This window comes from Photorhabdus sp. RM323S, from assembly GCF_042879375.1.
Lineage (GTDB): Bacteria > Pseudomonadota > Gammaproteobacteria > Enterobacterales > Enterobacteriaceae > Photorhabdus > Photorhabdus tasmaniensis.
On the sequence record NZ_JBHFKZ010000014.1, the window covers coordinates 1 to 13,853 of the forward strand.

Consider the following 13,853-nt stretch of genomic DNA (forward strand, 5'->3'; position numbering starts at 1 on the left):
AGGCCAGCAATTGCTGGCCTCTTCAACGATAACTTTCGGATGTAACGAAAGCGTATTATTTGCTGTTCAGACGCTCTTTAATACGAGCAGCTTTACCAGAACGCTCACGCAGATAGTACAATTTAGCTCTACGAACAGCACCACGACGTTTAACACTAATGCTGTCTACGACTGGGGAGTGAGTTTGGAATACACGCTCAACACCTTCGCCGTTAGAAATCTTGCGAACAGTGAATGCAGAGTGCAGACCGCGGTTACGGATAGCGATAACCACGCCCTCGAATGCCTGCAGACGTTTCTTAGAACCTTCTACGACCCATACCTTAACTTCCACGGTGTCACCCGGACGGAATGAAGGTACGTCTTGCTTCATCTGCTCTTGTTCAAGTTGTTTAATAATGTTGCTCATAATAATTCTCTTACCCTAGGTAAACTGATATATCAAAGACATTCATTCCCTTCAGGGAATATGTCTGGATTAATTCGTTGCTTCAGTTAGATGTTCCCGTTGGAACTCTGCCAGCAATATCCTTTGCTCGTCAGTCAGAGCTAGGTTTTCCAGAAGTTCAGGTCTTCTAAGCCAGGTCCGGCCAAGCGATTGTTTCATACGCCAGCGATTAATTTCAGCATGATTCCCCGATAACAGAACGGGTGGAACTTCCATGCCATCCAATACCTCCGGGCGGGTATAGTGCGGACAATCCAGCAATCCATCAGCAAAAGAGTCTTCCTCAGCCGATGCCTGATGCCCCAAAACTCCCGGAATAAACCGGGAAACAGAGTCAATCAGGGTCATTGCAGGAATTTCACCACCACTGAGCACGTAATCACCGATAGACCATTCTTCGTCAATCTCAGTTTGAATAACCCGCTCATCTATCCCTTCATAGCGGCCACAAATCAGAACCAGTTTCTCATTTGTTGCCAGCTCACAAACGCCTTGTTGATTGAGTTTGCGCCCCTGAGGTGAAAGATAAATCACCTTTGCACCTTCGCCTGCCGCAGTTTTTGCTGCATGAATAGCTTTCCGTAAAGGCTGAACCATCATCAACATGCCTGGACCACCGCCGTAAGGTCGATCGTCAACAGTACGATGCCGGTCGTAGGTAAAATCCCGTGGATTCCAGCATTCAATACTTAGCAAGCCATTTTTTACTGCCCGGCCAGTTACCCCATAATCGGTTATTGCGCGGAACATTTCAGGAAACAGGCTAATAACCCCAATCCACATTACAGCGTCCCACTCATTTAAACCGTTTATAACCGGAGTTTAAAAACCAGGATCCCAATCTACTTCAATAGTTTTAGTAGCGAGATCGACTTTCTTGATAACCTGCCCATCAAGAAACGGAATCAGCCGTTCCTTGACACCGAATGCATCTTTCAGGTTTGCTTTAACTACCATTACATCATTAGAACCGGTTTCCATCATGTCATTGACAGTACCCAAGCTATAACCTGTTGTGCTCACTACCTGGCAACCCATCAGGTCTTTCCAGTAGTAATCACCTGTATCCAGTTCCGGTAGTTGCGCTGAATCTACAGTAATTTCGCAATTAATCAGTAAATTCGCGGCATCCCGATCATCAATACCTTTAATTTTGACGATCATATCCTGATTGTGGTGTTTCCAGGCTTCCAGTTCGATATGTTGCCACCGACCTGCCCGTTGGATAAACCACGGTTGATACTCAAAAATGTCTTCGGCATGTTCGGTGGAAGAAAAAACTCTGAGCCAACCACGAATACCATAAGTTGAACCCAGTTTTCCCAATACGATTGGACTCACAGGAAGTTCAAGGCTGGTTTGCTTGCTCATAGTTACCACCGCGACAGATTAAGCTGCTTTTTTAGCGTCTTTGATCAGTGAAGAAACACGATCAGACATAGTTGCACCCAGACCCACCCAATGTTCAATGCGGTCCAGATCTAAACGCAGTACTTCTGCTTTCCCTGTTGCGATAGGGTTGAAGAAGCCAACGCGCTCAATAAAGCGACCATCACGCGGGTTGCGGCTATCGGTCACGACTACTTGATAAAACGGACGCTTTTTTGCGCCGCCACGAGCTAAACGAATTGTTACCATAACATCCTCATTAGTTAACAAAACAACCAGACTCCATCGAGGAATGAAGTCCAACTGTCAGATAAAAAGCCCGAAAAGTTTACTCACTTTGGCGCAAAAAGCAATCCAAAGTGGATATTCTTCGAGACTTTATCAATTAACGACCCATAAATCCGGGTGGCATCATGCCTTTCATACCACGCATCATTTTTGCCAGACCACCTTTCTTCATTTTCTTCATCATGCGCTGCATTTCGTCGAATTGTTTAAGCAGGCGGTTAACATCCTGAACCTGGGTACCGGAACCACTGGCAATACGGCGTTTACGGGAACCTTTGATAATTTCTGGTTTTTCCCGCTCTTTACGCGTCATGGAATTTATAATAGCTTCCATTTTCACCAGCACTTTATCATCCATCTGGGATTTTACTGCATCAGGCACCTGAGACATTCCCGGCATTTTGCTTAACATACTCGCCATACCGCCCATATTGCGCATCTGCTTAAGCTGATCCAGAAAGTCATTTAAATCGAAACCGTCACCTTTTTTTAGCTTAGAAGCCAGCTTTTCTGCCTGGGTACGATCAACTTTACTTTCAATCTCTTCAATCAGGGAAAGAACATCTCCCATCCCAAGAATTCGAGAGGCAATACGATCCGGGTGGAAAGGCTCTAGTGCATCAGTTTTTTCACCAACACCCAAGAATTTGATTGGCTTACCCGTGATATGGCGAATAGACAGAGCAGCACCACCACGAGCGTCACCATCGACTTTAGTCAACACCACCCCCGTCAGTGGCAATGCTTCATTGAAAGCTTTTGCTGTATTCGCGGCATCCTGCCCCGTCATAGCATCAACAACAAACAGGGTTTCCACTGGATTAATGGCTTCATGAACCTGTTTGATTTCATCCATCATGGCTTCGTCAACATGCAGACGACCAGCAGTATCCACCAACAGCACATCATAGAATTTCAACTTAGCGTGCTGTACAGCTTTAGTCACGATATCGACCGGTTTTTCCTGAGCATCAGAAGGGTAGAAATCAATACCCACTGCCTGCGCCAACGTTTCAAGCTGTTTGATCGCGGCCGGACGATAGACATCAGCAGATACCACTAAAACTTTTTTCTTTTGTTTTCCTTTCAGAAAATTACCCAGTTTAGCAACGCTGGTCGTTTTACCTGCACCTTGCAAACCTGCCATCAATACGACAGCCGGAGGCTGAGTGGAAAGATTCAGTTCACTGTTAACTTCTCCCATTGCCTTAACCAGTTCATTCTGAACAATTTTGACAAATTCCTGTCCGGGGGTAAGGCTTTTGTTAACTTCGTGACCTACCGCGCTCTCTTTCACGCACGAAATAAAGTCACGCACTACAGGCAATGCGACGTCAGCCTCAAGTAAAGCCATGCGAACTTCGCGCAGTGTCTCTTTAATATTGTCTTCAGTCAGTCGCCCACGGCCACTGATATTGCGCAATGTGCGCGATAGTCTGTCGGTTAAATTATCAAACATTGTCTCTGCTCAATTTTTAAAAATGGGCTACCTGTAAGCGTATTATGAAAATTATAACACGATGATAAAGGGATCTCTGCACAGAGATTCGCACGGATGATTAACAACGGTTGGAGGCTACCCTTGCTAGCGCTATACTTAAGCTTTAATTCACCTAAAATTATCGCTAAAACGACTAACGCTATGTCAGTATTCTCTATAATTGCTTTATTCGCTTATTTACTCAGCCTGGTACTGATTATTCCCGGCTTACTGCGAAAACCGAATGGATACCGCAGACTGGCATTGCTTTCAGCGATTGTCGCTTTAATTTGTCATGCTATTGCGCTTAAATACAAGATCTTTCACGTCAGCAGTGGGCAGAACCTCACACTCTTGAACCTGGGATCTATTGTCAGTTTACTTATTTGTATCATAATGACAATTGTCGCTTCCCATGGACGTGCCTGGTTCCTACTGCCGATTGTCTATAGTTTTGCCATGATAAACCTGGCATTAGCCAGCTTTATGCCCGGTGAATTCATTACTCATCTGGAAGCCAGCCTTGAATTATCTATTCATATTGGCTTGGCTCTGCTTGGCTATGCGACTTTGCTTATCGCTGCACTATATGCTCTACAACTTGGGTGGCTGGATCATCAGCTTAAAAATAAAAAACTGACTTTTACTCCGGATATGCCCCCACTGATGTTCATCGAACGTAAAATGTTCCATATCACTCAGGTTGGCGTAATATTACTGACTCTGACACTCTGTACCGGCATCCTCTATATGGATAATATTTTCAGTAAGGAAAACATCCATAAAGCAGTTCTGTCTGTCATCGCGTGGTTTGTCTACATTGTTTTATTATGGGGCCACTACCATGACGGATGGCGTGGTAAACGAGTTATCTGGTTTAATCTGATTGGTGCATTTACCCTGACGCTTGCCTATTTTGGCAATCGATTATTGCAAGAAATCATGATTTATTAACAACATGATGTCCAATCAGCATCAATATTTGGAAGGAATTTTGCTTTGGAGCATGTCTCAACAAGCACATTAATTATCATTTTAATCATTATGCTTCTGGTTTCAGCGTACTTCTCTGCTTCTGAGACAGGTATGATGACACTGAACCGCTACCGCTTACGTCATCTGGCAAAACAAGGAAGCCGTTCTGCACGTAGAGTTGAAGCATTGCTTCGTCATCCTGACAGGCTTATAAGCCTGATTCTTATCGGCAACAATTTGGTTAATATTCTAGCCTCAGCACTCGCTACCATCATTGGCATGCGCCTTTATGGTGATGCTGGGGTCGCTATCGCAACAGGTGTTCTAACTTTTATCGTGCTGATATTTTCTGAAGTTATGCCAAAGACTATAGCCGCCCTCTATCCTGAAAGGATCGCTTTTCCGAGCAGTTTCCTGCTGCGCCCATTACAAAAAATCATGATGCCGTTAGTTTGGCTGCTAAATAGAATTACCTTATTGTTAATGCGTTGCCTTGGCATCAAACACCCTACTGGTCACAGTGATGCAATTAGTAAAGATGAATTACGCACTATTGTGAATGAATCAAATGCCAAGCTATCACGGCAAAATCAGGATATGCTGATTTCAATTTTAGACTTGGAGAAAGTCACCATCGGCGACATTATGGTTCCCCGTAATGAAATTGTTGGTATTGATATTAATGATGACTGGAAATCCATCATACGTCAGTTAACTCATTCACCTCATGGACGGATCGTGCTTTATCGTGATTCACTTGATGATGCTATTGGCATGCTCCGTGTACGTGAAGCTTACCGATTGATGACGGAAAAAAAAGAGTTCACCAAAAGAAACCTGATTAAAGCAGCGGATAAAATTTACTATATCCCGATCAGTGCTCCACTTAATGTTCAGTTGGTAAACTTCCAACGCAATAAGGAAAAAGCCGGGCTTATCGTTGATGAATACGGTGATATTCAAGGTCTGGTCGCTGTTGAAGATATCCTCGAAGAGATTGTCGGTGATTTTACAACATCAATGTCTCCATCTCTGGCTGAAGAAGTTTCTCCCCAAAGTGACGGTACTATTTTAGTCGACGGGACAGCCAACATCCGCGAATTAAATAAAGCGTTTGACTGGGCATTGCCTGTTGATGGGCCTCGAACTGTTAATGGTATGGTGCTTGAAGAGTTAGGAGAAATACCTTCACTGAATGTACAAGTACAAATTGGAAAATATAATTTTGAAGTGCTTTCTGTGAACGATAATGTCATTAAACAAGTTCGAGTCACGCCCGTTAACCAACTTACTGGACAAAAAGCACAAACAGCTTAAATGATCACTTAAGATCCATACCGTTGGAGGTATGTGCTACTCCCCCAACGGTATATTCCTGCTAACATCTCATCGAAAAAATCCGAAATATCATCGCTGTTATAAACTATACATGCAATTCTGTTAGCTTTTCATCTGGCAATGCCAGTTCATCATTCTTATTAACACGAACATCTGAATCAAGAATATGGCGGGCAATATCCTGAGCCTCTGTCAGTGAATGCATGTGATAAGTACCGCACTGATAAACATTTAGCTCTGGGATCTGACTCTGATCTTTCACTTTCAATACATCGGCCATTGCAGCTTTCCACGCTTCAGCAACCCGTATTTCTGCTGGTGCACCAATCAAGCTCATATAAAAACCTGTTCGGCATCCCATTGGCGATATATCAACAATTTCAACACCATCACCATTGAGGTGGTTACGCATAAAACCAGCAAACAAATGCTCAAGTGTATGAATACCCTTCTCTGGCATAACCTCTTTATTTGGCACACAGAAGCGTAAATCAAAAACTGTGATGGTGTCACCATGAGGTGTTTTCATGGTTTTAGCCACTCTTACAGCTGGTGCAGCCATACGAGTATGGTCAACAGTAAAACTATCTAGTAAAGGCATTTCTTCATCTCCACAAAAAATTCAGATTTTTTACAAGCAAATGAAACCTTTTCATCTACCACCGGTCGTAAAGAATGAAAGACGCGCAATTATTGCCATTCCTATTTTTCCAGAAGTTTTTATTTGGCCACTATTGTTCGTGGCCATTTTCTTCTCTAGCATCCTGCCTGTTGTTTCAGATATTCATCAAAACTGATGGTATCTTCATATTCCAACGCGTCTTGTCGCTCCACGGAGGCCCTGCGTTCTATTGCGAACTGTTCGTCGCTAATAACCTCATATTTTTCATTGACTAATTGCTGATGATATTTATCTGCCAATTCCAACCCAAAGCCACCAATGCCCTGAGTCTTCATTTTTTCCAGCACACAAGCCGATAAAGTCAATGATGAATCATCAAACATAGCAATCAATTCTTCGCAAACCTTCTGATATTGCGAACCAGAACAACTATCCAGTATTTCAGCAACCCGTCTCAAGTCATTGAATAATTCTTTGCCAACTCTAGCTAATGGTTCCTCCACGCTGCCACAGCCAAAGCCAATCACTTGCCCTGGTTTACGCCCTTCAAGGATCACTCTATTCCAGTTTTTGCGGCAACACTCCAACTCATCACTGCTCATTTCCGGCGCTTCAGCAAGCACACACCATATTAAGAATAGGTCAAGAAAGCGAATTTGTGTTTCATTGACCCCAATCGCCGTAAATGGATTAATATCTAATGAACGAACTTCGATATATTCCACCCCTCCACGCAGTAAAGCATCAGAAGGCGATTCATTCCCTTTTGCAACACGTTTAGGCCGGATTGGCGCATACAACTCATTTTCAATCTGTAAGACGTTTGTATTGAGCTGAATATATTTGTCACCTTGCTTAATCCCCAACTTAGCAAACTCATCAGACGACTTGTGAATCGCTTTTTTCAGCCCTTCAACATAGGTACGAAGGTTATTAAACGTAATATTCAGATCACGCTGTGATTTATTGGTATATCCCAGATCACTCATTCTTAATGAAGTCGCATAAGGCAGATAGCAAGCTCCATTTTCTATGCGCTCAAAAGGCAAAGAAGTCTCTCTGCCACGCAAGAATGAAGAACAAATTGCTGGAGAAGCGCCAAACAAGTAGGGAATCACCCATCCAAAACGATAGTAGTTGCGGATCAAACGGAAATAACCCTCTGAGATCCGCTCTTTACCACTCTCTGCATCTTCAACGCCAGCCCATGCCTGCCAAAACTCAATCGGCAATGAAAAATTGTAATGAACTCCAGATATGGTCTGCATCAAAGCGCCATAACGGTTTTTCAGCCCTTCACGATATAACGTCTTATAGCGACCAATATTCGATGTACCATACTGAGCCAGAGTAATATTCTCTTCCGCATCAATAAAGCATGGCATACTCAAAGGCCACATTTTTTCTTTATCCAGAACACGCGCCGTATGACGATGAATATCGCTAAGAAATGAAATAGTATATTTTATGTCATCATCGACTGGTGTTATGAATTCTAACAATGACTCTGCAAAATCAGTCGTAATCCATTTATGCGTAAGCGCTGCGCCAAGTGCTTTAGGATGCTCCGTTGCTGCCAAATCACCCTCTGAAGTAACACGCAATGTTTCACGCTCAACACCGCGACGAATTCCCTTTAAAATTGTCGGATGCGCTTCTAGCCATGATAGAGCCTTTGATACGTCCGGGATCAATTCGACCTCCCGTAGTGTTTTAGAAGAATTTTTATAAAGGTTTACTTTATCTTAAACAAGCCAAATTGTCGCTGATTAGATATATAAGCAAAAGTATTTCAGTGCTATACAAGGGAAGGGGCAGGCTGATGACAGCAATACAGATAAAGAAAAAACCCCGTTTTTTAGACGGGGCTCTTAAGATGGTGCATCCAGGAGGATTCGAACCTCCGACCGCTCGGTTCGTAGCCGAGTACTCTATCCAGCTGAGCTATGGATGCATGTTTCGTTTATTACTCTGGTAAAAGGCAGTAGTTGCTTCGATTACCTGAATAGTACCCTAGATGATTTCATCTCAAGGTTAAATATGGTGCATCCAGGAGGATTCGAACCTCCGACCGCTCGGTTCGTAGCCGAGTACTCTATCCAGCTGAGCTATGGATGCATGTTTCGTTTGTTACTCTGGTAAAAGGCAGTAGTTGCTTTGATTACCTGAATGGTACCTTAGATAACTTCATCTTAAGGTTAAGATGGTGCATCCAGGAGGATTCGAACCTCCGACCGCTCGGTTCGTAGCCGAGTACTCTATCCAGCTGAGCTATGGATGCATGGTCTTAAAATGGCGGTGAGAGAGGGGTTCGAACCCTCGATGCAGCTTTTGACCGCATACTCCCTTAGCAGGGGAGCGCCTTCAGCCTCTCGGCCATCTCACCGTACGCTTTCTTTCGAGCTATTTTTCGAACTGCGGCTCAGAACTTTTGTTTAAGCTCCTCGTCACTGCGTGGCGCACATATTACTTTCCCAGACTTATAAGTCAAACAATTTTTCTAAACCTGTGTTTGTTTGGATACTTCACGCACAAGATGGATGGTTTGACGACAAAGAGTGTATTTTGTCAGCAGCAAATTACCCTATCTTCAATTGAAATGTATGCAAGCCATTATTTCCCACAATAGCATCATGGACGTTGTCTTTTCTTACGATAGAAAAACAAAAAAGATTGGGAAGATAGGTAACAATTTAAGAATAAAGGGAATAAACAACTAACAGAGATGAGATACTTCAAAAATGGCGCCCGGTTCTGACAAAGATAGGACGCCAACTTAAAGTCAATAAGTTGTTGGCTGAGATTTTTCTGCCTGAATCCGCTGATAAATTTCTTCACGGTGAACAGAAACTTCTTTAGGGGCATTGACACCAATACGAACTTGGTTACCTTTAACCCCCAGTACTGTAACTGTTACCTCATCGCCTATCATGAGCGTTTCACCAACTCGACGAGTCAGAATAAGCATTCTTTGCTCCTTGAAAATTTAAAAGAGTCGGGTCTTTAGGTTTCCCCGCTATTATCCATCCAAACACCGTGAAAACGTAAAACAATGTTATATGCTTAAAGTATAAGCAATTTTGAACGCATTTCCTACATATATAGTTTAGCCAAAATAAATAAATGTGCGCTCAACCTTTTAACAATTTCACAACAAGACTTCAAGGCACCATAAAAACAGCTATCATGGTGCCCTCTAAACTCAGGTAATTCAGGTAAGCCGCGATGCTACCCACTCTTCCACGCTATCCAAAGCAGAAGGCAACGCTTTAACATCAGAACCACCTGCTTGGGCCATATCAGGGCGACCACCACCTTTACCACCGATTTGTTGAGCTACAGAAGAAATTAACTCACCTGCTTTTATTCTAGCAGTCAGATCCTTTGTGACACCAACAATTAGGCTGACTTTATCATCACTTATAGTAGAAAGCACAATAATTGCTGAACCCAGTTGATTTTTTAGATCATCAACCATAGTTCTCAACATTTTAGGCTCAGTATTATTTAACTGGCTAACCAGCAACTTCACACCGTTAAAGTCTTTCGCTTTACTTGCCAAAAAAGAGCCTTCCTGTGTAGCCTGTTGATCTTTAAGCTGTTGGAGCTCTTTTTCCAGTGCTTTGGTTTTATCCAGTGTTACCCGTACTTTTTCACTCAAGTTATTGATATCACTTTTCACCAATTGAGCAATATCCTGGAGCAAATTAGCTTGTTGGTGCACAGATTCCAACGCTTTTTTACCCGTAATTGCTTCAATCCTACGAATACCCGCAGCCGTTCCGGATTCAGCAGTAATCCGGAATAAACCAATATCACCAGTACGGTTTGCGTGAGTCCCGCCACATAATTCAGTGGAAAAATTCCCCATTGACAGTACACGAACTTGCTCTTCGTATTTTTCACCAAACAGTGCCATAGCACCTTTGGCTTTTGCTGCTTCCAAATCCATCAATTCCGTCACGATCGGTGAATTCTTACGAACTTCGGCATTAACCAAATCCTCAACCTGACGGATCTGCTCCAGTTTCATTGCTTCAAAATGAGAAAAATCAAAACGGAGATATTTATCGTTAACCAAGGAGCCTTTCTGAGATACATGTTCACCTAAAATCTGACGTAATGCAGCATGTAACAGATGAGTTGCTGAATGATTCAAACGGATTGCATCACGACGTTCTATATCAATAACAGCATTGACCTTATGGTTTACACTTAAGCTACCCTTTGTAATCTTACCGATGTGACCGATAGCCTGACTGTATTTTTGTGTATCAGTAACATCAAAAGCACAATCATTATTGCTCAGAATACCCCAGTCACCAACTTGCCCACCGGACTCAGCATAAAAAGTGGTCTTATCCAGTATAATAATCGCTTCTTCACCCGCTTGAATTTGATTAACTGATTCGCCATTACGGAAGATAGCGGTTACTATTACCTGCTGTTCATTATGATCATAACCAGAGAAATCACTGCATTCATCAACATTGATCAATTCATTATAATCCGTCCCGAAACCACTTGATTCACGGGCCCGACGACGTTGATTTTCCATTGCAGCGGCAAAACCGTCTTCATCAACCTTAATATTACGCTCACGGCAAACATCGGCAGTTAAATCCACAGGAAAACCATAGGTATCGTACAGACGGAAGACGGTTTCACCATCCAGAATATCACCGGACAGTCTTGATAGTTCATCGTCCAGTAATTGAAGACCGCGTTCCAGAGTACGGGCAAATTGTTCTTCCTCTGTTCTCAAAACCTGCTCAACAATAGTTTGCTGACGCTTAAGTTCTTCTCCCGCAGCGCCCATCACTTTTATCAATGGAGCAACCAATTTGTAGAAGAAGGTATCTTTAGCGCCCAACATGTTACCGTGACGGATAGCCCGGCGGATAATACGGCGCAAAACATAACCACGGTTTTCATTGGAAGGAATAACGCCATCACAAATCAGGAACGCACATGAACGGATGTGGTCGGCAATAACCCGCAGAGATTTATTACTCAGATCATCTGTAGCACCAGTAACACCCGCCACATCAGCAATCAACTCACGGAACAGATCAATCTCATAGTTGGAATTAACATGCTGCAATACAGCAGCGATACGCTCCAACCCCATACCGGTATCTACGGATGGTTTTGGCAACGGTTCCATTGTACCATCAGCCTGACGGTTGAACTGCATAAAGACGATGTTCCAGATTTCAATATACCTGTCACCGTCTTCCTCTGGACTTCCTGGCGGTCCACCCCAGATATGATCACCATGATCATAAAAAATTTCAGTACAAGGGCCACAAGGACCGGTATCACCCATTTGCCAGAAGTTATCTGATGCATAAGGTGCACCTTTGTTATCGCCAATACGGATAATTCTTTCTGCTGGTATTCCAACTTCATTTTGCCAGATATCATAGGCTTCATTATCAGTCTGATAGACAGTCACCCATAATTTTTCTTTAGGCAAATTGAACCAATCCTTGCCGGTCAGAAGCTCCCAAGCATAGCTAATCGCATCATGTTTGAAGTAATCACCAAAACTAAAATTACCCAGCATTTCAAAGAAAGTATGATGACGTGCGGTATAACCTACGTTTTCTAAATCATTATGTTTACCACCGGCACGAACACAACGTTGAGCAGTTGTTGCTCGGGAATAAGATCTTTTGTCCTGCCCAAGAAATACATCCTTAAACTGGTTCATCCCTGCGTTGGTAAACAGCAGTGTTGGGTCATTATTTGGCACCAAAGAACTACTTGGTACTACCTGATGCCCTTTAGTATGAAAAAAGTCGAGAAACGCTTGACGGATCTCAGCGGTGCTTTTGCTCATAATTGTCCCGAAATCAAGCTGGAAAAAACAGATTTATGAATTGGTTAGGTGGAATATTTCATCACCTATTTTCAACTCACGAATAAACAAAGTGGGGATAAGATAAAATTTCTTCCATTAGAAGTAAAATCCCAGATACATCCATTCGCTGGCAGTATTGTAAATCGTCTGGGTATTTTCTGAAAGCATGATCGCATAATATGGATAATACTTGCTTTCTGAGAGAAAAAACCGCGTCATTATTAACGCGGTTATAAGTTTGGTGACAAAACTTTTATAGCTTTAATACCAGAATACAGGCTATCAATATAATCAGATTAGAATTCTTCGTTATTCAACTCTTCGTTTTCTTTGTCTTCATAATCAGAAGCAGCACTGCTGAACTCTCCAGTATTATGTAGCAGCATTTCGCGTAACTTTTTATCCAGTTCAGTAGCAATTTCAGGGTGTTCTTTCAGGTAGATAGTTGCATTCGCTTTGCCCTGGCCAATTTTATCACTATTGTAGCTGTACCACGCACCTGCTTTTTCCACCAATTTATGTTTCACACCCAAGTCGATCAATTCACCATAAGTGTTGATGCCTTCACCGTACATAATCTGAAATTCTGCTTGCTTAAATGGCGCTGCCACTTTGTTTTTCACAACCTTAACACGGGTTTCGCTACCAACGACTTCTTCGCCATTTTTCACGGAACCAATGCGGCGAATATCCAGACGTACAGAAGCATAGAATTTCAGCGCATTACCACCGGTTGTGGTTTCGGGGTTACCGAACATAACACCAATTTTCATCCGGATCTGGTTGATAAAGATCAAAAGCGTATTGGAACTTTTCAGGTTACCCGCCAGTTTGCGCATTGCCTGACTCATCATACGAGCAGCTAACCCCATATGAGAATCACCGATTTCTCCTTCGATTTCAGCTTTTGGTGTTAAAGCCGCAACGGAGTCGACAATAATGACATCAACCGCACCGGAACGTGTCAACGCATCACAAATCTCAAGAGCCTGTTCTCCTGTGTCTGGCTGAGAACACAACAGATTGTCAATATCAACACCCAGTTTCTTCGCATAGACAGGATCAAGGGCGTGTTCAGCATCAATAAACGCACAAGTTTTACCTTCACGCTGTGCTGCGGCAATAACCTGTAATGTCAGCGTTGTCTTACCAGAAGATTCCGGGCCATAGATTTCGACAATGCGTCCCATCGGCAAGCCACCAGCACCTAATGCAATATCTAGTGACAGTGAGCCAGTGGAGATAGTTTCAACGTCCATTGAACGGTCTTCGCCCAGACGCATGATGGAACCTTTACCAAACTGTTTTTCAATTTGGCCCAGTGCCGCTGCCAGTGCTTTTTGTTTATTTTCATCAATAGCCATTTTTACTCCCTCGTAAGCAATGAAAGGGTTACCTCACTGCCGATGAATAATTTTTAATACCAAAATGTTGCCTGCAATTATAC

General features: G+C 43.0%; 12 protein-coding genes and 4 tRNA genes. 2 read left to right on the forward strand and 14 right to left on the reverse strand.

Annotated elements, in window-relative coordinates; translation table 11 throughout:
- Window positions 1-55: 55 nt before the first annotated feature.
- From rplS to ffh, 5 genes are all read right to left on the reverse strand, one after another.
- On the reverse strand, window positions 56-409 hold the full coding sequence (rplS, locus tag ACGF7G_RS08430) for a 50S ribosomal protein L19 (protein ID WP_021325982.1): 354 nt from the start codon (window positions 407-409) through the stop codon (window positions 56-58).
- A gap of 69 nt (window positions 410-478) precedes the next feature.
- The gene (trmD, locus tag ACGF7G_RS08435) at window positions 479-1,231 is read right to left on the reverse strand and encodes a tRNA (guanosine(37)-N1)-methyltransferase TrmD (protein WP_387464728.1); all 753 of its coding nucleotides are present in this window, start codon (window positions 1,229-1,231) and stop codon (window positions 479-481) included.
- Window positions 1,232-1,270: 39 nt separating this feature from the next.
- Window positions 1,271-1,819, reverse strand: a complete 549-nt coding sequence (gene rimM, locus ACGF7G_RS08440) for a ribosome maturation factor RimM (RefSeq protein WP_133816142.1) — start codon at window positions 1,817-1,819, stop codon at window positions 1,271-1,273.
- A gap of 18 nt (window positions 1,820-1,837) precedes the next feature.
- Entirely contained in the window at window positions 1,838-2,086 is a 249-nt protein-coding gene (gene rpsP / locus ACGF7G_RS08445) for a 30S ribosomal protein S16 (RefSeq protein ID WP_133816141.1), read from the reverse strand.
- Window positions 2,087-2,222: 136 nt separating this feature from the next.
- Entirely contained in the window at window positions 2,223-3,584 is a 1,362-nt protein-coding gene (gene ffh, locus ACGF7G_RS08450; RefSeq protein ID WP_046973686.1) for a signal recognition particle protein, read from the reverse strand.
- A 183-nt stretch (window positions 3,585-3,767) separates the two neighbouring features.
- Here ffh and ACGF7G_RS08455 point away from each other — a divergent pair, with 183 nt between their 5' ends.
- Both ACGF7G_RS08455 and ACGF7G_RS08460 read left to right on the forward strand, forming a co-directional pair.
- Window positions 3,768-4,559 carry an inner membrane protein YpjD gene (locus ACGF7G_RS08455; protein WP_387464835.1) on the forward strand — a complete coding sequence of 264 codons (792 nt, stop codon included), beginning with the start codon at window positions 3,768-3,770 and terminating at the stop codon, window positions 4,557-4,559.
- Window positions 4,560-4,604: 45 nt separating this feature from the next.
- Window positions 4,605-5,897 carry an HlyC/CorC family transporter gene (locus ACGF7G_RS08460; RefSeq protein WP_387464729.1) on the forward strand — a complete coding sequence of 431 codons (1,293 nt, stop codon included), beginning with the start codon at window positions 4,605-4,607 and terminating at the stop codon, window positions 5,895-5,897.
- Window positions 5,898-6,003: 106 nt separating this feature from the next.
- Here the strand turns inward: ACGF7G_RS08460 and luxS are convergent, their stop codons facing one another.
- The 9 genes from luxS to recA form a co-directional block, all read right to left on the reverse strand.
- Entirely contained in the window at window positions 6,004-6,519 is a 516-nt protein-coding gene (gene luxS, locus ACGF7G_RS08465; RefSeq protein ID WP_387464731.1) for an S-ribosylhomocysteine lyase, read from the reverse strand.
- Between the two features lie 155 nt (window positions 6,520-6,674).
- Window positions 6,675-8,234: a glutamate--cysteine ligase gene (gshA, locus tag ACGF7G_RS08470; RefSeq protein ID WP_387464733.1), complete on the reverse strand. Its 1,560-nt coding sequence runs from the start codon at window positions 8,232-8,234 to the stop codon at window positions 6,675-6,677.
- Between the two features lie 183 nt (window positions 8,235-8,417).
- Window positions 8,418-8,494 (reverse strand) — tRNA-Arg (locus tag ACGF7G_RS08475).
- A gap of 87 nt (window positions 8,495-8,581) precedes the next feature.
- Window positions 8,582-8,658 (reverse strand) — tRNA-Arg (locus ACGF7G_RS08480).
- A gap of 86 nt (window positions 8,659-8,744) precedes the next feature.
- Window positions 8,745-8,821, reverse strand: a tRNA-Arg gene (locus ACGF7G_RS08485).
- 12 nt (window positions 8,822-8,833) lie between these two features.
- Window positions 8,834-8,926, reverse strand: a tRNA-Ser gene (locus ACGF7G_RS08490).
- Between the two features lie 396 nt (window positions 8,927-9,322).
- The gene (gene csrA, locus ACGF7G_RS08495; protein WP_002209449.1) at window positions 9,323-9,508 is read right to left on the reverse strand and encodes a carbon storage regulator CsrA; all 186 of its coding nucleotides are present in this window, start codon (window positions 9,506-9,508) and stop codon (window positions 9,323-9,325) included.
- Between the two features lie 243 nt (window positions 9,509-9,751).
- Complete coding sequence (alaS, locus tag ACGF7G_RS08500) at window positions 9,752-12,385, reverse strand: alanine--tRNA ligase (protein ID WP_387464734.1); 2,634 nt, start codon at window positions 12,383-12,385, stop codon at window positions 9,752-9,754.
- A gap of 317 nt (window positions 12,386-12,702) precedes the next feature.
- Window positions 12,703-13,770, reverse strand: a complete 1,068-nt coding sequence (recA, locus tag ACGF7G_RS08505) for a recombinase RecA (RefSeq protein WP_387464736.1) — start codon at window positions 13,768-13,770, stop codon at window positions 12,703-12,705.
- Window positions 13,771-13,853: the final 83 nt, after the last annotated feature.